The organism is Streptomyces sp. NPDC015032 (assembly GCF_043080425.1).
Classification (GTDB): Bacteria; Actinomycetota; Actinomycetes; order Streptomycetales; family Streptomycetaceae; genus Streptomyces.
In genome coordinates this window covers 31,765-53,198 of record NZ_JBIBVN010000011.1, presented here as the reverse complement: position 1 = coordinate 53,198, position 21,434 = coordinate 31,765, and the positions used below count along the sequence as shown (strand labels likewise).

The following is a 21,434-nucleotide window of genomic DNA, read 5'->3' as shown; positions in this document are numbered from 1 at the left end:
CCCGGCCCCGGCACGGAACAGCTAGCGCTCGCCGCCCGGTACCCACAGCACGTCGCCGACCTCCTTGTTCGCCGTCCTCGCGAGGATGAACAGCAGGTCGGACAGCCGGTTGAGATACGTCGCCGTCAGCGCGTTCATCACGTCGGCGTGCACCTCCAGCGCCGCCCAGGTGGACCGCTCGGCACGCCGGACCACCGTGCACGCCTGGTGCAGCAGCGCCGCCCCTGGCGTACCGCCCGGCAGAATGAAGCTGCGCAGCTTCTCCAGCTGATCCAGGTAGTGGTCGCAGTCCGCCTCCAGCTTGTCGACGTAGCTCTGCTCGACCCGGAGCGGCGGGTACTTCGGGTTCTCGGTGACCGGTGTCGACAGATCCGCGCCCACGTCGAACAGGTCGTTCTGCACACGGACGAGGACCTTCACGACGTCCTCGGAGAGCTGCCCGAGCGCGATCGCCGTACCGATGACGGCATTGGCCTCATTGGTGTCCGCGTACGCGGAGATCCGCAGATCGGTCTTGGCGGTCCGGCTCATGTCGCCGAGGTTGGTGGTGCCCTGGTCGCCGGTGCGGGTGTAGATACGTGTCAGATTGACCATGCAGCCAGGCTAGTGCCCCTCCCGGCGGAAGACCCGGGCGCCCACCGCCACGGCCCCGACCGCGAAGGCGGCCGCCACCAGCGCCCCGTACAACATGTGCGAGGTGGCGTACGAGCCCACGTACGCGTCCCGTACCGCGTCCACGAGATAGCGAAGGGGGGTGAAGTGCGACGTGACGTCCAGCCACGCCGGCCCCAGTGTGATCGGCAGCATCAGGCCGGAGAGCAGCATCGTCGGCATGGTCACCGCGTTGATGACGGGTCCGAACTCCTGCGGCGTCGCGACCTTCATGGCCAGCGCGTACGACAGCGAGGCCAGGGCGACCGTGAGCAGACCGACGAACGCGAAGCCGATCAGCACCCCGGGCAGGGGCGCTCGCAGGCCCATGACCAGGGCGGCCAGCACCAGCAGCACCGCCTGGAGCATGAAGAGCAGGGCGTCCCGCAGGACCCGGCCCAGCAGCAGTGCCAGTCTGCTCACCGGTGTCACCCGCATCCGCTCCATCACCCCGGTGGACTTCTCGACGATGATCGAGAATCCGGCGAACGAAGCACCGAACAAGGCGAGTTGAAGCAGCAGGCCGGGGATCAGGACCTGCCAGGAGTCCCCGGACGAGCCGAGCGGCAGATCGTCGAGGAGCGGGCCGAAGAAGAGCAGATACAGCAGCGGCATCAGTACGCCGAAGAGCATCTGGAAGCGGGAGCGCAGGGTCTGGCGGGCGTACCGCCCGAAGACGAGCGCGATGTCGTGAAGCAGCATCAGAGCCCCTGTACGGAGAGGGGTGCGGCATCGGCGGGCGCGGCGGCGCGGCCGGTGATCGCGAGGAAGGTGTCCTGGAGGGAGGCGGCGGGGGACCCTGTGTACTCGGCCCGCAGCGCGGTCGGGGTGCCCTCGGCCGCGACCACGCCCCGGTCGATCACGATCAGCCGGTCGGCGAGCGCGTCCGCCTCGTCGAGGTAGTGGGTGGTGAGGACGACCGTCGTGCCGTGGTCGTCGCGCAGCCCGCGCACCAGGTCCCAGAGATCGGTGCGGCTGCCCGGGTCGAGGCCGGTGGTGGGTTCGTCGAGGAAGAGGACGGGCGGCCGGTGGATGATGCCCATCGCGATGTCCAGGCGTCGGCGCTGACCGCCCGAGAGTGTGACCGCCTTCCGGTCGAGCAGATCGCCGAGGCCGAGCCCGTGGGCCAGTTCGGCGGCCCGTGCGGTCGCGTCCGCCTTGTTCAGCCGGTACAGCCGTCCCTGCGTGACCAGTTCCTCCCGCACGGTCAGATGCGGGTCGACACCGCCGGACTGGGCGACGTATCCGCACTTCGCGCGTACTCCGGCCGGATCGTCGGCGAGATCGTGGCCGGCGACGGTGGCGGCGCCGCCGGTGGGGGCGAGCAGTGTGGTCAGCATCCGCAGAGTGGTGGTCTTGCCCGCCCCGTTGGGGCCGAGGAGGCCGACGATCTCGCCCTCGGCGACCGTCAGGTCGACGGATCGCACGGCGTGCACCGGTCCATTTCTGCTGTCGAAGGTCCGGGCGAGCCCGGCCGTACTGATGATTGGCATAGTGACCACAAAAACAGAGCCGCTGAAAAAATGCAATGACTCTATTTTTTCATCGATCCCCGCACGGGCCTACCATGGACGGATGGCCGAGGGACTCAGGGAACGCAAGAAGCGCCAAGCCAGGCAGCACATCTCGGACCTCGCGACCGGGCTGTTCCTGAAGCGCGGCTTCGTCACGGTGACCGTCGCCGAGATCGCCGAGCTGGCGGACGTCTCCGTGAACACCGTCTACAACTACTTCCCGGCCAAGGAGGACCTCTTCCTCGACCGGATGACGGGCGTCACCCGGCGAGTGGCCCGCTTCATCCGCGCCCGCGACAAGGGCGAGTCGGCGGCCGAGGCGGTCCTGCGGGAGCTGCGGGCACTGGCCGTCGCGGTGTCGCCGGAGCTCGGACTGATGGACGGCTTCGCCGACTTCATGCGGGTCATCGAGGAGGCGCCCACGCTCCAGGCCCGTCTCGGCCGCCTCCAGCGGGAGGTCCTGGACGCCGTCGTCACGACCCTCCGCGAGGAGACGGGCGCGCCGGCGGACGATCCGCTGCCGGACCTGGTCGGCGGTCAGCTCGCCTGGATCGAGGGAGCCCTCGTCGGCCACATCAGCCAGGAGATGCTGGCCGGGCGCAAGGCGGTCGAGGTCTCGCGCGACGCGCTCGTCCTGCTCGACGAGATCGAGGGCCTCCTCGGCGAAAAGGTCCTCAACTACGCCCGGCGCGCCGCCGAATGACGGGTGGCGGTGTGATGTCCGTCATGTGAGACGTGACGCGCATCTCTTCGCGGACACAGGGCCCCTCACGGGTACTAATCTCCGCCGGAGAGCATGTGAACAGGTGTGAGGACCGGCCGTGCAGGGACCAGCTGCAGAGGCGAACAGAAAATGAGGGGTGGACACGTGGCCAGGAAGCTCGCCGTCATTGGAGCCGGACTCATGGGATCCGGCATCGCGCAGGTCTCCGCCCAGGCGGGCTGGGACGTCGTGCTGCGCGATGTCACCGACGAGGCCCTGACCCGGGGGCGGGACGGCATCAGTGCCTCGTACGACAAGTTCGTCTCCAAGGGCAAGCTGGAGGCGGCCGACGCCGCTGCCGCGCTCGCCCGCATCACCACCACCACCGACCTCGACGCGGTCGCCGACGCGGATGTCGTCGTCGAGGCCGTCTTCGAGAAGCTGGAGGTCAAGCACGAGATCTTCCGGGCCCTCGACAAGATCGTCCGGGACGACGCCGTCCTCGCCTCCAACACCTCCGCCATCCCGATTACGAAGATCGCGGCCGTGACGGAGCGTCCCGAGCGCGTCGTCGGTGTGCACTTCTTCTCGCCGGTCCCGATGATGCAGCTCTGCGAACTCGTACGCGGCTACAAGACCAGTGACGAAACCCTCGCCACCGCACGGGAGTTCGCCGAGTCCGTCGGCAAGACCTGCATCGTCGTGAACCGTGATGTGGCCGGCTTCGTCACCACCCGGCTCATCTCGGCGCTCGTCGTCGAGGCCGCCAAGCTGTACGAGTCGGGCGTCGCCTCGGCCGAGGACATCGACATCGCCTGCAAGCTGGGCTTCGGCCACGCGATGGGGCCCCTTGCCACCGCGGACCTGACCGGCGTCGACATCCTGCTGCACGCCACGAGCAACATCTACACCGAGTCGCAGGACGAGAAGTTCGCCGCGCCGGAGCTGATGCGCCGGATGGTGGACGCAGGTGACATCGGCCGCAAGAGCGGGCAGGGCTTCTACACGTACTGATCGTTTTCGGTCCTCCGGTTGCCTGATCTGCCGTCGGCCGGGCAACCGGAGGCCCGGGGGGCCTCTCCCGGATTCGTCGGCCCCGCAGGGGGCCCTGCCAGGCCTTGATCACTCCACGGAGTGAATTCGGTATCGGTTCGCTTACAGACGGCAACTTCCCTGTCTCCACCGCAGTCAGTTGTGGGAGAGACAGAACAGACAGACGAACCTTTCTATGGAGAATTCCCGGGGAGCGCATATGCACATCAGGGGCGACCACGCCGAGCTGGTCGTCGGGGGCCGCCTCGACGTCCGAAGCGCGGCGGACGCCCGTACGGTCCTGCACTCGGCCCTCGACGACGGAGCCGGCGACCTGGTGCTCGACCTGACCGAGCTGGATTCCTGGGACGCCACCGGCCTCGGCGTCATCATGGGCGCACACCGCCGGGCCGGACGGGCCGGGCGACGGCTGGTGCTCCGCGGCGTGCCGCCGCAGATGCAGCGCCTGCTGGTGGCGACCCGGCTGCACCGCATCCTGGCCATCGAGGGCGGGATCGCCGCAGACTCCCTGCCGCGCGTGTAGGGTCCGGCCCCGGCCGCGCAAGGTGACCGAGGGTGCACAATCCGCACGAGCGTGTGCGCTTCGGGCGGCGTGGCCCCCCGACTGTGCGGGGCGACCGCGCGACGGTCTAGGGTTCGGCCGTCCGCCGATTGACGGGAGACCCACCGGGCGGACACCGGACCAGAGGCGACAGCAGGGCGTGCGAGGCCGGGAGGGCAATCGTGCGCGACGCGTCTGGGGGCTTTGGCGATGGACCCGACACACCGGGGGCCGGAAGAGTACGGCCGGGACAACGACGGCATCGGCGAGACGGCCGGCCGACGACGGCCGCCACGCGATCCACTGGCTCCGGATTTCGGCCAGCAAACGCCGCAACAGGCACGCGTGGTCCGGCTCATATCGGGCGACTACCTCCTCACCGTCAACCCGGTCGACGGCAGCGAGGTCGAGCTGTGCCCGCCGGGGGAGCAGCCCGCCCCGCCGGCCCGGCGCACCGCCGCCGAGCGCGCCGACCGGGAACGCGCCACCGCACCGCCCGTGCCACCGGGGCCGCCCGCCCCGCAACTGCCCCTCCTGGAGCGCGCGGAAGAACGCGAACGGCTGGTGCGCCTGCTGGCCCGCGGCCGCTCGGTGCGGCTCACCGGGCCGGCCGGATCCGGCCGTACGACGCTGCTGAACGCCGTCGCCGCCGACTGCGCGGACCTCGCACCGGACGGGGTCGTACGGCTCTGCGGCCACAAGCGGACCGCCACCGACCTGCTGCACGGGCTCTTCGAGGCCGTCCGCGACGCGCCGCTGCACCGGCCCGACCACGCCGGACTTCTCGCAGAGGTCCGGGGCATCGGCGCCGTCGTCGTACTCGACGACCTGGAGTTCGGCGGTGCCGCACTGGAGGAGCTGCTCGATGCCACGCCCGAGTGCGCGTTCCTGTTCGCGACGACTCCGGACGTCGCCGCACCCACCGCGGACTCGTACCTCGAAGAGGTCTTCCTCCCGGGCCTCGGCCGCGGCTCCTCGATCGAGCTCCTGGAACAGGTCGTCGAGCGTCCGCTCACCGACGCGGAGGCGAACTGGGCGGGCGACCTCTGGTTCGAGTCCGAGGGGCTGCCGCTGCGATTCGTCCAGGCGGGCGCCCTGCTGCGCCAGCGCGACATGGCGCGCAGCGACCCCGAGGCGTACGGCGGCCCCGACGCCCGGTCCGCGGAGGCACCCTTCGGGCACGACGAGGACACCGACGGCGTCCACATACCGCTGCCCAGCCTCGGCGAGGGCGCGGCGCCCGCCGCGCTGCTCGCCTCGCGGCTGAGCGGGCCCGCCCGCGACACCTTGCGCTTCGCGGTCGCGCTCGGCGGCGAGGTGCCGCACCAGGCGCATCTGCCGGCGCTCGTGGGGGACACCCACGCCGACGCCGCGCTCGGCGAACTGGCCGGCTGCGGACTGCTCTCCCCGGCCGGTCCCCGCTACCGGCTGGCCGCCGGAGTCACCGCCCAGCTGGCGGCCGCCGGATACGACGAGGACAGCACCGACCGGGCCCGGACGGCGGCCCGGCACTACGCCTGGTGGGCCGGGCATCCCTCGGTCACGCCCGCGCGGGTGGCCGCCGAGGCCGACGCCGTCATCGCGGCCATGGCACAGCTCGTCCCCGGCGACGAGGCGGGGCAGACCAGCGCTGCCGTGCTGCTGGCCCGCAGCGCCGCTCCCGCCCTCGCGGCCGGACTGCACTGGGGCGCGTGGGAGAGGGCCCTGCGGCTCGGCCAGGAGGCGGCCAGGATCGCCGGCGAGGTCGCCGAAGAGGCGTACTTCCACCATGAGTTGGGCGTCCTCGCGCTCTGCACCGGCAATCCGGACCGGGCCAGGGCGGAGCTGGAGACATCGATCAGCATGCGCGGGGCGATCGCCGACAAGTCGGGCGCGGTGGCCGGGCGGCGCGCACTCGCCCTGGTCGCGGACCGCTCCGGTGGCCCGCTGCCGGGCGTCCTCACGCCGGTGGCCGACGAGGTGCCGGTCCCGCGGCCCGCAGAGCCGGTGCGGCCGCCCGTCGGGCCGACGCCGCCCGTGGCGCAGACGTTGTCGCGGTCCTACGGCGACGTCGCCGCCACCGACGTCACCGCGGTGATGGCGAAGCAGAGCGGACCGGGGGCCGCCGCAGCTGCGCGGGGAGGCCGGCTCGCGATGCTGGGCAGGGCCCGTCGCAATCTCGTCGCGGCGTGCGCGGGCGTGCTCCTGGCCGGTGTGCTCGGCACGGTGGTGGTGCTGGGACTGACCTCCGGCGACGGCGATGCCCAGGGGAATCCGGGTGTCACGACCGAGGAACCGGCGGACCGGGGCGACAGCGGGGACGAGGCCCCGGCCGACGGGCCGACGGACGGCCCGGCCCCCGCGGACACGGCGTCCGGCGGCGGCGAGGCGACGCCGGGCCCGTCGGGCAGTGAGGCCGCGCCGAGCGGGAGCGGTACGCCTTCCACCGGCCCGACGGAGCCGGGCGGCGCCCCGTCGTCGTCCACGCCGTCCGGCGGCACGCCGTCGTCGACGAGGCCGCCCACGTCGCCCGGGCCGACCGGGTCCGCGACGACGGAGCCGAGCAGCCCGGCCCCGACCCCGACGGACACCGGCTCCCCGACCCCGACGGAGACCGAGCCGTCCTCGCCGGACACTTCCGACTCGGCGAGCGGACCCTCCTTGTCGTCCTCGCCGCCGGCGGCAGCGGACGCGGACAGCGGTCCGGCGGTGGCCTGACCGCCGCCCCGAAGACGCCGGACGCCGGACGTGACGTGCACGTCCGGCGTCCGGCAAGAGTGTGGAGGAGCCGCAGGAGGTCAGAACAGCCGCAGCTTGTCGTCCTCGATGCCGCGCAGCGCGTCGTAGTCGAGGACCACGCAGCCGATCCCGCGGTCCGTCGCCAGTACCCGTGCCTGCGGCTTGATCTCCTGCGCCGCGAAGATTCCCTTCACGGGGGCGAGGTGCGGATCGCGGTTGAGCAGCTCCAGATAGCGGGTCAGCTGCTCCACGCCGTCGATGTCGCCGCGCCGCTTCAGCTCCACGGCCACGGTCTGCCCGTCGGCGTCGCGGCACAGGATGTCGACCGGTCCGATGGCGGTGAAGTACTCGCGGCGGATCAAGGTGTAGCCCTCGCCGAGTGTCTCGATCCGGTCAGCGAGCAGCTCCTGCAGATGTGCTTCGACGCCGTCCTTGATGAGGCCCGGGTCGACGCCCAGCTCGTGGGAGGAGTCGTGGAGGATCTCCTCCATCGTGATGATCAGTTTCTCGCCCGCTTTGTTCACCACCGTCCAGACACCCGCGGTATCGTCGGCGCCCTCCTTGAGGGTGCAGGGCGGTGACATCCAGTTGAGAGGTTTGTACGCCCTGTCGTCGGCGTGGATCGACACGCTCCCGTCCGCCTTCACCAGGATCAGACGGGGAGCGGAGGGCAGGTGGGCCGTGAGCCGGCCGGCGTAGTCCACGGAACAGCGGGCGATGACGAGACGCATGGTCGGCAACGCTACTCGACGACGGGTGCTCCACGCGATTCTCCCCTTCCTCCCGCGATCGCCCGGACCGGGCCTCATCGGGCTTGCCCCTCTTTGCTCCCCTTCTTTGTTGGCCGGTTGTGTTCCCAATCTCCTGGTGCGGCCAGGACTGCGCCCTTACGGTGTAAGCAAGAGGTCGCCGTCCGTGCACGCTGCGTCGCCGTCCTCCTTCCCTGCCCGCAAGGCCCCGGCCCGTTGCCGGGGCCACGAGAGGAGAACCCCATGTCGCTCGACGTCTCACCGGCTCTGTTGGAACAGGCCGAGCGAGGCGAGGTCGACGAAGCCGACTTCGTCGACTGCGTCCGGACCTCCCTGCCCTACGCATGGGAGATGATCAGCTCTCTGGTGGCCCAGCTGAAGGTCGACGGCGGAGAGTTCGCCGACAACCAGACGCCCCCGCCGGACGAGCAGGCGCGCGGTCAGCTGCTGCGCGCGCTTGCGAGTGATGCCATACGTGGTGCTCTGCAGCGGCATTTCGGAGTGCGCCTGGCATTTCAGAACTGCCACCGCGTCGCGGTGTTCCCGATGGACGCCTCGGTCGACGAGCGCCTGGCCCGGTTCACCTCGGTGCGGGGCCAGTTGCTCAACCAGTCGCCCGAACTACGGGACTGCTAAACGCTTCTGCTGCCGCTCCGGGCCGCGGGACTGGCTCCGGGGCGGCAGCCCCCGTACCTCTCACCATGTGTCAGATGACCAGCGGCAGCACTTCGGTGCCCAGCCGCGCCACATTCTCCTCCGTGGCCGCCAGATCTCCCGAACCCTCCGCCAGGAGCGCGAAGCGGGTGATGCCGGTCCGCTCGGCGGTGGCCGCGAGCCGGTCGGCCGCCAGCCGGGGCGGGCCCACCGGATGAAGGCCGCACAGCAGCTCCGTGTAGGCGACCGGGTCGCGCATCACCCGGTGCCGGCCGTCGACCGTCACATGGGCGTCCAGGCCCTGCCGCAGCCAGCCCGGCATGGCCTTCACGAGCGTCTCCACGGCGTCCTCGGTGCGGTCGGCGATCTGGACCACCCCCGCGGACACATGTCCGGCCTCCCGGACGCTCTCGGGCGAACGCCCCGCGGCGAGCGCGGTGGAACGCCACAGGGCGACCATCTCGGCCTTCTCCTCGTCCCCGCAGTGCATCCCGAGGAGCATCGGGAGGCCGTTCTCCGCGGCGAGCCGCACCGTCTTCGGTGAGGTGCACGCGACGATCACCTCGGGGCCGCCGCGGCTCTCGACACCGTCCCGGCCGGGCAGTTCGTCGGCCCGGGGGACCACCGCCACCTCGCGGAAGCCGTACCGCTCGCCCCTCCCCGCGACCCGGGGCTCGGTCAGCCAGTCGAGCAACAGCTCCAAGGATTCCGGGAAGCCCTTCTCGTACGCCTCCAGGCCCCCTCCGAACACCTCCAGATCCACCCAGGGACCGCCCCGGCCGACGCCGAGCGTGAATCTGCCCCCGCTGGTGAGATGGAGCAGCGCCGCCTGTTCGCCGAGCGCGACGGGATGCTGGGCCGGCAGCACGCTCACCGCCGTGCCCACGCGGATTCTCCGGGTGCGGCCGAGCAGCAGCGCGGCCAGGGTGACGGCGGACGGGCAGACCCCGTACGGCACGAAATGGTGTTCCGCCAGCCAGACCGAGTCGAGGCCGGATTCCTCCGCGACCTCGGTGGACCGGATCGCGCGGTGCAGCGCTTCCCCCGGCCCCTGTCCCGGAAACTGGGCGGCCAGTACGAACGTTCCCACACGCATCGCCAATTGCCTCCTTGCGGCTGACGCGGTTCTCCCCTACCCGCACCAACGCCTGACACGTGCCAAAGGCACGGTCGGGTGGCAGGTTGTTGCGATTTTCCGGTAACTCACTCCGCCCGGGGCGCCGTCCCGTGCGGTGCGGGACGCGTGGCTCGGCCGAATGGCCCTACGCTGGACGGAACTGTCCAGCCTGCCCCGTGAGGTGTCACGTGTCCCCGCGCCGCAACCGCCCCCGAGGCGGCGAGAGTCCCCACGACAGCGCAGCCGAGCCGTGGGCCCGGTACGGCGGCGGGGGGCGCACCGAGGCGTGGCGGGGCGAGGAGTGGTCGGTGCGCCCGGTGAGCGGCGCGAGCGCGGCCGGCAAGCGCTACCGCTGCCCCGGTTGCGACCAGGAGATCCCGTCCGGCGTCCCGCACCTGGTGGCCTGGTCCGAGTACGGCGGGATCGACGACCGCAGGCACTGGCACAAGGCCTGCTGGAACGCGAAGGACCGCCGCACCACACAGGTGCAGCGGTCCAGGAACGCGCCTCGCTACTGAGCACGGGGGCGGGCCGGGGCGACGTCGCCCGTCACGGGCATCGCCGGCGCCCGGTCAGACGTCGCGGTTCTCCAGCGTGATGTACGCGCCGAGCATGGTCACGGCCGTCACCCCGAGCATGATCCACAGCGAGTCCCAGCCGGACGGCCCCGACCCGGTGACCGAGGTGTCGTAGAAGGCGCTGAGCTGACTGGGGATCGAGTACTCGAGGAGCGCCCGCTGTAGGCCGGCCAGCGAGTCCGTGAACATGAACATGGCCAGCACCAGCGGCAGCAGCACCACCCCGATCATGATGGTGATCGCGCCCGCGGAATGCCGGATGAGCGCACCGATGGCCAGCGAGAGCAGCCCCAGCGTGGCGATGTAGAGGCCGACGCCGACCGTGGTGCGCAGCCATTCGTCCCCGGTGGGCGCCCTGCCGTCCAGCATCGCCGAGTGCATCGCGGCGACCGCCGAGGTCACCAGGGTCGTGAGCGTGAAGGTGAGCAGGAAGAAGACGATCGCCTTGGCGGCCAGCACCCGGGCACGGCTGGGGCAGGCCGTGAGCGTCGTACGGATCAGGCCGGTGCCGTACTCGGAGGCGATCGTCATCACGCCGAGCGTGATCACACAGATCGCGCCCAGCAGTACGCCGAAGAAGCCGAAGCTCAGCTTCGGGACGCTGTCGGTGTTGGCATCGGTCCCGTTGAGCACGACCGCCGTCAGCACTCCGAAGCCGAGTACCAGCACGATCATGATGCCGAGCGTCCACATCGTGGAGCGCACCGAACGGATCTTGGTCCACTCGGAGGCGAGCGCATCGCCGAGGGTGGCGCGGCGCAGCGGGATCGGTGAGGCGTAGAGCCCGGCCGGTGCGTCCTGCCAGTTCTGCTGCGGGGCCGGGGCCGGGGCCGGCTGGTACGGCGCCTGCGGGGGCGGCGGTGTCGTCATCGGGCGTCCTCGCTGGTCTCGCTCTTGGTCAGGTCTGCGGGGGCCGCGACCGGGGCCGCCGGGGCAACGGGGGCTGCCGGGGCCTGCGTGTACGGGTTCTGTCCGGGCGGCGGCGGGGCGTACCAGTTCTGCTGGGGCATCTCCGGGACCGGCGGCTGCCCGTACCCGGGCGGCTGTCCGTACCCGTCCTGCACCGGCTGCTGGAGCCCGGCCTTCTGGTCCGCCGTCGAGCGGTAGTCCACGGCGCTCTGCGTCATCCGCATGTACGCCTCCTCCAGCGAGGCCTGGTGCGGCGAGAGCTCCCACAGCCGGACGTCCGACCCATGGGCCAGATCGCTGATCCGCGGCAGCTGCAGACCGGTGACCCGCAGGGCCCCGTCCGGCTCCGGCATGACCTGGCCGCCCGCCTCGGTGAGCGAGGCGGTCAGTTTGTCCCGCTGCTCCCGCGCACCGTCCGCGACCCGAACCCGGGCGAAGTCGGCCGAGTTGGCGGAGATGAAGTCCTTGACGCTCATGTCGGCGAGCAGCTGCCCGCGGCCGATCACGATCAGATGGTCGGCGGTCAGCGCCATCTCGCTCATCAGATGGCTGGAAACGAAGACCGTACGGCCCTCCGAGGCCAGCGTCTTCATCAGATTGCGGACCCAGAGGATGCCCTCGGGGTCGAGACCGTTGACGGGCTCGTCGAAGAGCAGTACCTGAGGGTCGCCGAGCATCGCGGCCGCGATACCGAGCCGCTGGCCCATACCGAGCGAGAAGCCCTTGGACCGCTTGCGCGCGACATCGTGCAGACCGACGACACCGAGCACCTCGTCGACCCGGGCGGCCGGGATGCCGGCCAGCTGGGCGAGCGAGAGGAGGTGGTTACGGGCGCTGCGCCCGCCGTGCACCGCCTTCGCGTCCAGCAGCGCACCCACCTGTCGCGGGGCGTTCGGCAGGCTGCGGAACGGGTGGCCGCCGATCGTGACATGACCGGAGGTCGGTCGGTCCAGGCCCAGCATCATGCGCATGGTGGTGGACTTGCCCGACCCGTTGGGACCGAGGAACCCGGTGACGGTGCCCGGCCGCACCTGGAAGGAAAGGTTGTACACGGCCGTCTTCGCACCGTAGCGCTTGGTCAGGCCGACTGCCTCGATCATGCTCCAGCCCCATTGACTTCTGTCTGTCGTCGGGGCACAGGCCGTCCGGCCGCACACCCCCGTAAGAGTTACGAGGATATCCAGGCATTGACGGTTCCGGCCAAGTAGGCACGAGAGCACATCGCCTGTGAGTCGGAGCGGACGGAGCGCTTCCGGGGCTGGATGCGTGTCCCGGAAGCACTCCGGTCACGCGTCGCGCTTCTTCAGGACGAGATAGCCGCCGATCAGCGCGGCCACCACCCAGGCGAGCAGAATGCCGAGCCCGCCCCACGGCCCGTACGGCGTGGGATTGCTGGTCAGGGCGTCCGGGACCACCTGCATGATCTTGGATCCGGCCCGGTCGGGGAAGTACCGGGCGACCTGCTTCGCGCCCGGGACCGCCGACAGGATCTGGGAGACCAGGAAGAAGAACGGCATCAGGATGCCCAGCGACAGCATGGAACTGCGCAGCATCGTCGCCACGCCCATGGAGAAGATCCCGATCAGGCCCATGTAGACGCCGCCGCCGACGACCGCGCGCAGGACATTCTCCGCGCCGATGTCCGTGCCGTGATCGCCGAGGAGTGCCTGCCCCAGGAAGAACGAGACGAAGCTGGTGACGATGCCGACCACCAGGGCCAGCACACCGGCCACCGCGACCTTGCTGAAGAGGAACGAACCGCGCTGCGGAACGGCCGCCAGCGAGGTGCGGATCATGCCCGAGCTGTACTCCGTACCGACCACCAGCACACCGAAGACGACCATGGCCAGCTGACCGAGGGTCATACCGGAGAAACTGATGAGCGTCGGGTCGAAGGTGGCCCGCTGTGCCTCGGGGAGGTCGTCGAACCGGGCGTTCATCAGGGCACTGAGCGCGGCACCCATCGCGACGGTGACGGCGAACGCGGCGATCAGGGTCCAGACGGTCGACGAGACCGTACGGATCTTGGTCCACTCGGAGGTCAGGACCGCGGGTACCGGTGCCATGGTCGTCACACCCCCTGTCCGGTGCCGGAGGGGGTCTGCCGGTCGTACGCCTCGCCCCAGTGCGGACCCGCGGGCGGCGGTGCCTCGGTGAGCTCCGAGTGCGCGTGGTATTCCACGGAATCCGCTGTCATCTGCATGAACGCTTCCTCCAGGGAGGCACGCTGGGAACTCAGCTCGTGCAGCACGATCTGATGCCGGGCGGCGAGCTCGCCCAGCGCCTCGGTGGTCGCTCCGTCGATCTCCAGCGTGCCGCTCCCCGTCTCGACCGCGACCAGCCCCTCCTCGTGCAGCACATCGCGCAGCCGCTCCTGCTGCGGGGAGCGCAGCCGTACGTAGCTGCGGGAGTTCTGATGGATGAAGTCGGCCATCGAGGTGTCGGCGAGCAGTCTGCCCTGACCGATCACGATCAGGTGGTCCGCGGTGAGAGCCATCTCGCTCATCAGGTGCGACGAGACGAAGATCGTCCGGCCCTCCGCGGCGAGCGCCTTCATCAGATTGCGGATCCAGTGGATGCCCTCGGGGTCGAGACCGTTGACGGGCTCGTCGAAGAGCAGCACCTGCGGGTTCCCGAGCAGCGCGGCCGCGATGCCGAGCCGCTGGCCCATGCCGAGCGAGAAACCCTTCGACTTCTTCTTCGCCACCGCGGTCAGGCCGACGGTGTCCAGCACCTCCGCGACCCGGCTCTCCGGGATGCGGTTGCTCTGTGCGAGGCAGAGCAGATTGTTGTACGCGCTGCGCCCGCCGTGCATCGACTTGGCATCCAGCAGCGCCCCGATGTACTTGAGGGGTTCGTCCAGGTCGCGGTAGTGCCTGCCGTCGATGCGCACCGAACCGCTGGTGGGATTGTCGAGATCGAGCATCATCCGCATCGTCGTGGACTTGCCCGCCCCGTTGGGCCCCAGAAAGCCCGTCACCATTCCGGGCCTGACCCGGCACGAGAGCCGGTCGACGGCAAGCTTGTTGCCAAAGCGCTTGGTGAGGCCATCGAGCTCGATCATGCGTTCACGCTAGAACGGCCGCGCGCCCGGCGCCACCACAGGGGTGGAACCGGGCGCGCAAGAGGTACGCGTGGCGTACAGCTGCGGTACTCCGGGGTCAGCGGGTCTGCTGAGCCGGAACGCCGCGGGTGGCCGACTCGTCGTCGGCGGGGGAGCCGGCGGCGGCCACCGCGGCACCGGTCAGCGTCGCCAGCATCTCGCGGACGTTGGTCAGCTGGGCGTTGATCGAGTCGCGGCGGTTGGTGAGCGCCGCCAGCTCGCGCTCCGACTCGCTGCGGATCCGGTCGGCCTTCGCGTTCGCGTCGGCCACGATGTCCTCGGACTGGCGCTGCGCGGTCTCCACCGTCTGACGGGCCCGGCGCTCGGCGTCCGTACGGAGCTTCTCGGCCTCCAGGCGGAGCTGCTCGGCGCGGTGCTCGATCTCGGCGAGGCGCTTCTCGGCCTTGGCCTGACGGGACGCGAGGTCGCGCTCCGACTGGTCGCGGCGCTTGGCCAGGTTGGTCTCGAAGTCCGCGGCGGCCTGGGCGGCCTTGGCGCGGGTCTCCTCGAAGAGGGCGTCCGCCTCCTCGCGCTTCTGCGCGGCGTCCTTCTGGGCGTCCGCACGCAGCGTGCTGGCCTCGCCCTTGGCCTTCTCGACGATGCGAACGCCCTCTTCCTCGGCCTTCGCCTTGCGGTCGGCAGCGAACGACTCGGCGTCGTTGCGTACCTGCTGGGCCGCCGACTCGGCGAGCTCGCGGTGCTGCTCGGCGGCGCGACGGGCCTCCTCGCGCAGGTCCTTCGCCTCCTCCTCGGCCAGGCGGAGAATCTTCTCCACCCGGGCGCCGAGACCGGCGTACGACGGCTCCGCGTCGCTCACCTGGGCCTGGGCGTTCTGCGTCTCGAGGTGGAGTTCCTCGATGCGCTTTTCCAGAGACGTGATGCGGGCGAGAGCATTATCACGATCAGCGACGAGCTTGGTAATGCGGTCATCCACCTGACCGCGGTCGTATCCACGTCGCACGAGCTCGAAGCCGAAGGGGGAGGAAGGGTCGCTCATGGGGTTCCTGTCGAATGAGACCGGTGAGGTGTTAGAGGGAATCCTAGGGGCCGGGACGGCGTGTCATCGAGCGGATGCCCGTTTGATCTGGAGAATGACACCCCTTTTGAGTGGCTGACCCCCCGTAACTCTTGCCACTCGGAGGGTTGAACGTTCTTGACGAAGCACGGGAGATGACGGGCCGACTACCCGTCGGACGACTTACCACCCGATCGAGTGCCCGCCGAGGCTCCGGCCTTGACGCCGCCGGCGGAACCGCCGCCGCCCTTGCCGCCGCCGGCCGGTGTTTCGAACGACTCCAACGCCTCCAGTACGTCCTGGACGCGGGAGATCTCGGTGTTGATGTCCGCGCGCCGGCGCACCAGCAGATCGAGTTCGCGCTTGCCCTCGTCCACCATGCGCTTCGCCTCGGCCTCGGCGTCGGCCCGCAGCTTCTCGGCCTCGCGGACCAGCCTGGCCTTCTTCTGCTCGGCCTCCTTCAGCAGCGACTCGGCCCGCTTCACCGCGGCGATCCGGACCTTGCTCGCCTCCGAATTCGCGTCCGACAGGAGCTCCTTGGCCTTGGCCGCCGCCTCGTCGCGCTGCTCGGTCGCCGCCTTCATCAGGTTGTCGACGCGCTCGCCCGCCGTCTTCATCTGCTCGGAGGTCTCGCGCCGGGCCCGGTCGTGCAGCTCCTCGATCTCGCCCTCGATCCGGGTCCTGAGCTCCTCGGCCCGCTCCCGGCTGGCCGTGGCGTCCCGGCGCGCGCCGACCAGCAGTTCGTCCGCATCCGTACGGGCCTGCTCCACCAGGGAGTTGCCCTCGACCGTCGCCTCCGAGGTGATCCGCACGGCCTCCTTGCGGGCCGCGCCGACCATCGTGTCGGCCTGCTCCTCGGCCTCGGTGGCGGCGCGCAGCGCCTCCTCCTGGGCCTTGTTGACGAGCTGGTCCGCCTGCTCGGCGGCATCGGCACGGCGCTTCGCCGCGGCCTCCCGCGCCTCGTCGAGCAACCGGTCCGCCTCCTCGCGGGCCTGAGTACGCATCAGCTCGGCCGCCGCCTCCGCCTCGGCGCGCACCCGCTCCGCCTCCTCGCGGGTACGGGCCGCGTGTTCCTGCGCCGAGCCGACGGTGGCCGCCGCCTCCGCGCGCAGCCGCTCGGCCTCGTCCGCGGCCTCGTCCGTCGCCCTGGTCGCCTGCTGCTTCGCCTCGTCGACCAGCCCGCTCGCCTGCTGCGTCGCCTCCTCGACGAGCAGGGTGGCCTGCTGCGTCGACTCCGTGCGGATCCGCTCGGCCTCGCTCGTCGCCTCGCCCACCAGCCGGTCGGCCTGGGTCGCGGCATCGGAACGCATCCGGTTGGCGTCCTCGCGGGCCTCGGCCCGGCTCCGCGCCGCGTCCTGCTCGGCGGAGGCCAGCGCGTCGGAGGCCTCGGTGCGCATCCGCTGGCTGTACTCCGCGGTGTCCGCGCGCAGCCGCTCCGACTCGGCGATCGCGTCGGCGACGGTCCGCTCGGCCATCGACTTCGCGGCCTCGGACTCCTCCTGCGCCTCCCGTCGGATCCGGGCCGCGTCCTCGCCCGCCCGCTCCCGCTCGGCGTGCGCGTCGGTGCGGACCCGGTCCGCCTCCTCCTGCGCCTCGGACTTCGTCCGCTCCGCGGCATGCTCGGCGGCGGAACGCAGCCCGGCGATCTCCGCCTCGGCCTGCTCCTGGAGCCCGCTGACCGAATCCCGTACCTGCTGGGCGGTCTGCTCGGCCGCCGAGACCAGCTCGGTCGCCCGGCTGTCCGCCTCCCGGGCCAGGCGCTGGGCCTCGGCCTGTGCCTCCTCGACCCGCTTGCGGGCGGAGGCGAGCAGTTCCTCGCTCTGCTCACGGGCCCGCTCGCGCTCCTGGTTCGCCTCGGCGCGCGCCGCGTCGAGGGTCTCCTCGGCCGCCCGGCGGCGCCGGTTGGCCTCCTCCTGCGCGGCGGTCAGCGCCTCGGCCGCCTCCGTGCCCACCCGCTCCGCGGCGGCAGCGGCCTCCGCGCGCACCCGGTCGGCGCCCTCCTGCGCCTCGGACTTGAGCCGCTCCGCCTCGGCGGTCGCCTCACCGCGCAGCCGTACCGCGGTGGACTCGCCCTCCGCACGCGACCGCGACGCGTCCGCCGCGGCCTCGTCGCGCAGCCGCTCCGCCTCGGTCTCCGCCTGCTCCCGCAGCGCCCGCAGCCGCTCGGCGGCCTCCGTGCGCAGCCGCTCGGACTCCTCGTTCGTCTCGCGCCGGATGCGCTCCGCCTCGGCACGCGCGTCGGTGAGCTCCTGCTCGGCGGTGGTGACCCTGCTCTCGGCCTCGGTGTGCAGCCGGGCCAGCTCCTCGGCCGCCTCCGCCTGCCGGGCCGCGACCGCGCGCTCGGTCTCCTCGCGCAGCTCCGCCGCCACCTGCTCGGCCGCGGTGGTGGTGGACCGGGCCTGCTCCTCGGACTCGGTACGCAGCTCCTCGGCCTCGGCGCGGGCGCGCTCCAGAGCCTCCTCGGCCTGCTTGCGCAGCGCGCCGGCCCGGTCGGCCGCCTCGGTACGGACCCGCTCGCTCTCCGTGCCCGCGGTGGAGCGCAGCTCCTCGGCGTCCGCCTTCGCCTTGGCCAGCAGCTCCTCGGCGGTCTTCGCGCCCTCCTCGATCTGCTGGACGGCCTCGCGGCGGGCCTCGCCGCGGATCCGCTCGCCCTCGGCGACCGCCTCCGAGCGCAGCTGCTCGGCCTCGCCGCGCAGCCTGCGCGCCTCCTCCTGCAGCTCGACCGTCTTGGCCCGGTACTCCTTGGTGTCGTCCTTGGCCGCGCCCTTGAGCTGATCGGCCTGCTCGGCGGCCTCGCCGCGCAGCCGGTCCGCCTCGGCCTCCGCCTCGCGGCGGATCCGGTCGGCCTCCTCGCTCGCCGCCCCGGTGGTGGACTTCGCGTCCTCGGACGCCTTGGTCAGCACCTCCTCGGCGGCCCTGGCAGCCTTGGCGAGCTGGGCCGCGGCGTCCTCGGCGGCCGCCGTGCGGGCCTGCTCGGACACCTCGGACTTCAGCCGGTCCGCCTCGGCACGGGCGTCGGCGAGCGACTGCTCGGCCTCCGCCTTGAGGGTCTCGGCGTCCTTGGTGGCCTCGCCGACCAGCCGGGCGATCTCCGACTTGGCCGTACGGGTGCGCTGCTCGTTCTGCGATTCGGCGGCGGCCAGCCGCTTGACGGCGGCCTCCTTCGCCTCGGCGGTGACCTTCTCGGCCTCCAGCCGGGCCTCGCGCAGCTGGGTCTCGGCCTCCTGCATGCGTTGTTCGGCGGCCCGGTTCAGCTCGGCGGTCCGCTGCCGGGTCTGCTCGGTCTCCGCGGTCGTCGACGTCCGCAGCTGTTCGGCGTGACTGGTGGCCTCCTGCGCCTGGCTGGAGGCGGCACTCAGCAGCCGCTCGGCGTCCTTGCGGGCGCGCAGCAGCAGCGACTCCGCCTCGGCACGGGCCGAATCGGCCTCGGAGCCGAGCCGCTGCCGGGTCTCCTCCGCCAGCCGGCCCGCCTCGGCGCGCGCCGAGCTCAGCGACTGTTCGGCCTCGGTACGGGACTCCTCCAGCAGCCGGCGGGCCTGGGACTCCGTCCTGGCCCGCAGCTGCTCGGCCCACGCGACGTTCTCGTTGACATGGGACTCGACGGTCTGGCGGCGCTCGGCCAGCTCCTGGTCGAGCCGCTGGCGCCGCTGCACGGCCTCGTTGTGCAGCTCGGCCTGGAGGCGCGCCTGATGCTCGGCGTGCTCCTGCAGGATCCGCTGGGTCTGCGCACGGGCGTCACGGAGCTCCCGCTCGGCGTCCGTCCGCAGCTGCTCGGCCTGGATCTGGGCATTACGGAGCATCTGCTCGGCCTGGTAGCCGATGTCCGCGCTGTCGTAGGCGGGACGGTTCGCGAGATTGCGCCGGGCCTCGTGCAGCTTGGCGCGCAAGACCTCGACCTGGTAGCCGAGGTCCTCGGCGTGCTGGACGGCCTTCTCCCGGTCGGTCTTCAGCCGGTCCATCTCGGCTTCGAACCGCGAGAGATGGTCGTCGTCAGCTCGGTGGCTCTCCTGGCGTTCGTAGCCCCGCACTGCGCGGTCCCATCCTTCCCCGAGCTCTCAACTTCTTCCCCGAACTCTCAACTTCGTTCGAGCAGGGGATGCCCCACTGAGCAGGGGAGACCCCAACCCTGGTCGCAACTCTCCAACGAGTACCGTCCGCCGGCGAACGGTCCCCCGGGGAATGGTGACAGATCAACGGCTGAGGACGCGGCGCGGCCCCGACCCGGCCCCGGCCCGGAACAGCCCACTCTACCGGGCCAGGTATCCGGAGGTCAGTGCTCCGCTGCGGACGTGACCAGTTCGGTGAGGACGCCGTGGCAGTCCTTCGGGTGCAGGAAGGTGATCCGGGACCCCATGGACCCAGTCCTGGGCTCCTCGTACAGCACCCTGACCCCCTTCTCCCGGATGTCCGCCGCGTCGGCGTCGACGTCCGCGGTGCCGAAGGCGATGTGGTGGACGCCCTCGCCGTTCTTCGCCAGCCACTTGCCCACGGCCGAGTCCTCCCGGGTCGGCTCCAGGAGCTGGAGGTAGGAAGCGCCGCCGTCGGACGTATCGTTGATCTTGAGCATGGCCTCCCGCACACCCTGCTCCTCGTTGATCTCGGAGTGGAACACCTCGAACCCGTAGGTCGAGCGGTAGAACTCGACGGTCCTGTCCAGGTCGAAACAGGCGATCCCGATGTGGTCGATTCGCGTCAGCATGGAACCAGTGCAGCGCCACCCGGATGGTTACGCAACGTGCGCGCCATCACACCCGCTGCCGGATGACGGGTGAGGTACCGCTCAGTACATTCATGTAAACCCTCGTTCACTCCTCATCCCAAGGGGCTGCGCCACATGTCAGGAACGACCGGTACCACCTCAGTCATCGTCGCGGGCGCGCGTACGCCCATGGGCCGCCTCCTCGGCTCGCTGAAGAGCTTCTCCGGGGCCGACCTCGGCGGTATCGCGATCAAGGCCGCGCTGGACCGGGCCGGCATCGGCGGCGACCAGGTCGAGTACGTGATCATGGGCCAGGTGCTGCAGGCCGGTGCGGGCCAGATGCCGGCGCGCCAGGCCGCGGTCAAGGCGGGCATCCCGATGAACGTCCCCGCGCTCACCGTGAACAAGGTGTGCCTTTCCGGGCTCGACGCGATCGCGCTGGCCGACCAGCTGATCCGCGCCGGCGAGTTCGATGTCGTCGTCGCCGGCGGCCAGGAGTCCATGACGAACGCGCCGCACCTGCTCCCGAAGTCCCGCGAGGGCTACAAGTACGGCGCGATCGAGATGCTCGACTCCATGGCGTACGACGGTCTGACCGACGCCTACGAGAACATCCCGATGGGCGAGTCCACCGAGAAGCACAACACCCGTCTCGGGCTGAACCGCGCCGACCAGGACGAGATCGGCGCCCTCTCGCACCAGCGCGCCGCCGCGGCCCAGAAGAACGGCATCTTCGAGGCCGAGATCACCCCGGTCGAGATCCCGCAGCGCAAGGGCGACCCGGTCCTCTTCTCCAAGGACGAGGGCATCCGCCCGGAGACGACCGCGCAGGCCCTCGGAAAGCTGCGCCCGGCCTTCACCAAGGACGGCACGATCACCGCGGGCACCTCCTCGCAGATCTCCGACGGCGCCGCCGCGGTCGTCGTCATGAGCAGGGCCAAGGCCGAGGAGCTGGGCCTGGACTGGATCGCCGAGATCGGTGCCCACGGCAATGTGGCGGGCCCGGACAACTCGCTCCAGTCGCAGCCGTCCAACGCCATCAGGCACGCCCTGAAGAAGGACGGCCTGGAGGTCGCGGACCTCGACCTCATCGAGATCAACGAGGCGTTCGCGGCGGTCGCGGTCCAGTCGATGAAGGACCTCGGCGTCACCCCGGACAAGGTGAACGTCAATGGCGGCGCCATCGCGCTGGGGCACCCGATCGGCATGTCCGGCGCCCGTGTGGTGCTGCACCTGGCGCTGGAGCTGAAGCGGCGCGGCGGCGGCACCGGGGCGGCCGCGCTGTGCGGCGGCGGCGGCCAGGGCGATGCGCTGATCATCCGCGTCCCCAAGTAGGACCCCGGCGGGGCCCGGGCCGGAACGGCTCGGGCGAGCCGTACGTAACGTAGTACGCGGTACACGGAGAGCACGCAGCGAGCGAACGGAGCGGT

General features: G+C 71.2%; 19 protein-coding genes. 7 read left to right on the top strand and 12 right to left on the bottom strand.

Annotation, left to right across the window (positions count from 1 at the left end):
- Nucleotides 1-21: 21 nt before the first annotated feature.
- Genes ACF08M_RS17890 through ACF08M_RS17880 form a run of 3 tightly spaced genes read right to left on the bottom strand, consistent with a single transcriptional unit; the run spans nucleotide 22 to nucleotide 2,144 of the window.
- Nucleotides 22-594, bottom strand: coding sequence for a cob(I)yrinic acid a,c-diamide adenosyltransferase (locus tag ACF08M_RS17890; protein ID WP_392186200.1), 573 nt, complete (start codon nucleotides 592-594; stop codon nucleotides 22-24).
- 9 nt (nucleotides 595-603) lie between these two features.
- Entirely contained in the window at nucleotides 604-1,353 is a 750-nt protein-coding gene (locus ACF08M_RS17885) for an ABC transporter permease (RefSeq protein WP_392186199.1), read from the bottom strand.
- Nucleotides 1,353-2,144 carry an ABC transporter ATP-binding protein gene (locus ACF08M_RS17880; RefSeq protein ID WP_392186198.1) on the bottom strand — a complete coding sequence of 264 codons (792 nt, stop codon included), beginning with the start codon at nucleotides 2,142-2,144 and terminating at the stop codon, nucleotides 1,353-1,355. Before ACF08M_RS17880 ends, ACF08M_RS17885 begins: the two co-directional genes overlap by 1 nt.
- Before the next feature lie 82 nt (nucleotides 2,145-2,226).
- Here ACF08M_RS17880 and ACF08M_RS17875 point away from each other — a divergent pair, with 82 nt between their 5' ends.
- The 4 genes from ACF08M_RS17875 (at nucleotide 2,227) to ACF08M_RS17860 (ending at nucleotide 7,159) form a co-directional block, all read left to right on the top strand.
- A complete protein-coding gene (locus ACF08M_RS17875; protein WP_392186197.1) occupies nucleotides 2,227-2,868 on the top strand; it encodes a TetR/AcrR family transcriptional regulator in 642 nt (213 codons plus the stop codon).
- A 165-nt stretch (nucleotides 2,869-3,033) separates the two neighbouring features.
- Entirely contained in the window at nucleotides 3,034-3,882 is an 849-nt protein-coding gene (locus ACF08M_RS17870) for a 3-hydroxyacyl-CoA dehydrogenase family protein (RefSeq protein WP_392186196.1), read from the top strand.
- A 238-nt stretch (nucleotides 3,883-4,120) separates the two neighbouring features.
- The gene (locus ACF08M_RS17865; protein ID WP_392186195.1) at nucleotides 4,121-4,444 is read left to right on the top strand and encodes an STAS domain-containing protein; all 324 of its coding nucleotides are present in this window, start codon (nucleotides 4,121-4,123) and stop codon (nucleotides 4,442-4,444) included.
- Nucleotides 4,445-4,672: 228 nt separating this feature from the next.
- A complete protein-coding gene (locus tag ACF08M_RS17860; RefSeq protein WP_392186194.1) occupies nucleotides 4,673-7,159 on the top strand; it encodes an ATP-binding protein in 2,487 nt (828 codons plus the stop codon).
- A gap of 80 nt (nucleotides 7,160-7,239) precedes the next feature.
- On the opposite strand, the gene nucS is transcribed toward ACF08M_RS17860, so the two are convergent.
- Nucleotides 7,240-7,911 (bottom strand): endonuclease NucS, encoded by a 672-nt coding sequence (gene nucS / locus ACF08M_RS17855; protein WP_093898543.1) that lies wholly within the window; start codon nucleotides 7,909-7,911, stop codon nucleotides 7,240-7,242.
- A 261-nt stretch (nucleotides 7,912-8,172) separates the two neighbouring features.
- Between nucS and ACF08M_RS17850 the strand changes: the two genes are divergently transcribed.
- A complete protein-coding gene (locus ACF08M_RS17850) occupies nucleotides 8,173-8,565 on the top strand; it encodes an SCO5389 family protein (protein ID WP_392186193.1) in 393 nt (130 codons plus the stop codon).
- A gap of 70 nt (nucleotides 8,566-8,635) precedes the next feature.
- Here ACF08M_RS17850 and ACF08M_RS17845 read toward each other — a convergent pair whose 3' ends face one another.
- On the bottom strand, nucleotides 8,636-9,679 hold the full coding sequence (locus ACF08M_RS17845) for an LLM class flavin-dependent oxidoreductase (protein WP_392186192.1): 1,044 nt from the start codon (nucleotides 9,677-9,679) through the stop codon (nucleotides 8,636-8,638).
- Nucleotides 9,680-9,888: 209 nt separating this feature from the next.
- Between ACF08M_RS17845 and ACF08M_RS17840 the strand changes: the two genes are divergently transcribed.
- The gene (locus tag ACF08M_RS17840) at nucleotides 9,889-10,218 is read left to right on the top strand and encodes an ATP/GTP-binding protein (RefSeq protein WP_392186191.1); all 330 of its coding nucleotides are present in this window, start codon (nucleotides 9,889-9,891) and stop codon (nucleotides 10,216-10,218) included.
- 54 nt (nucleotides 10,219-10,272) lie between these two features.
- Here the strand turns inward: ACF08M_RS17840 and ACF08M_RS17835 are convergent, their stop codons facing one another.
- The 7 genes from ACF08M_RS17835 to mce all read right to left on the bottom strand — a co-directional run bounded on the left by ACF08M_RS17835 (nucleotide 10,273) and on the right by mce (nucleotide 20,004).
- Nucleotides 10,273-11,148 (bottom strand): ABC transporter permease, encoded by an 876-nt coding sequence (locus ACF08M_RS17835; protein ID WP_392186190.1) that lies wholly within the window; start codon nucleotides 11,146-11,148, stop codon nucleotides 10,273-10,275.
- Complete coding sequence (locus tag ACF08M_RS17830) at nucleotides 11,145-12,287, bottom strand: ATP-binding cassette domain-containing protein (protein ID WP_392186189.1); 1,143 nt, start codon at nucleotides 12,285-12,287, stop codon at nucleotides 11,145-11,147. The genes ACF08M_RS17835 and ACF08M_RS17830 overlap by 4 nt, the downstream gene beginning before the upstream one ends.
- A gap of 186 nt (nucleotides 12,288-12,473) precedes the next feature.
- The gene (locus ACF08M_RS17825; RefSeq protein WP_392186188.1) at nucleotides 12,474-13,253 is read right to left on the bottom strand and encodes an ABC transporter permease subunit; all 780 of its coding nucleotides are present in this window, start codon (nucleotides 13,251-13,253) and stop codon (nucleotides 12,474-12,476) included.
- Between the two features lie 5 nt (nucleotides 13,254-13,258).
- Nucleotides 13,259-14,251: an ATP-binding cassette domain-containing protein gene (locus ACF08M_RS17820; protein ID WP_392186187.1), complete on the bottom strand. Its 993-nt coding sequence runs from the start codon at nucleotides 14,249-14,251 to the stop codon at nucleotides 13,259-13,261.
- Nucleotides 14,252-14,348: 97 nt separating this feature from the next.
- Nucleotides 14,349-15,287 carry a cellulose-binding protein gene (locus ACF08M_RS17815; RefSeq protein ID WP_392186186.1) on the bottom strand — a complete coding sequence of 313 codons (939 nt, stop codon included), beginning with the start codon at nucleotides 15,285-15,287 and terminating at the stop codon, nucleotides 14,349-14,351.
- Nucleotides 15,288-15,472: 185 nt separating this feature from the next.
- Nucleotides 15,473-19,333, bottom strand: coding sequence for a polarized growth protein Scy (gene scy / locus ACF08M_RS17810; protein ID WP_392186185.1), 3,861 nt, complete (start codon nucleotides 19,331-19,333; stop codon nucleotides 15,473-15,475).
- A 242-nt stretch (nucleotides 19,334-19,575) separates the two neighbouring features.
- The gene (mce, locus tag ACF08M_RS17805; protein WP_266748626.1) at nucleotides 19,576-20,004 is read right to left on the bottom strand and encodes a methylmalonyl-CoA epimerase; all 429 of its coding nucleotides are present in this window, start codon (nucleotides 20,002-20,004) and stop codon (nucleotides 19,576-19,578) included.
- 135 nt (nucleotides 20,005-20,139) lie between these two features.
- On the opposite strand from mce, the gene ACF08M_RS17800 reads away from it, so the two are divergent.
- On the top strand, nucleotides 20,140-21,339 hold the full coding sequence (locus ACF08M_RS17800) for an acetyl-CoA C-acetyltransferase (RefSeq protein ID WP_392186184.1): 1,200 nt from the start codon (nucleotides 20,140-20,142) through the stop codon (nucleotides 21,337-21,339).
- The last annotated feature ends 95 nt before the right edge of the window (nucleotides 21,340-21,434 follow it).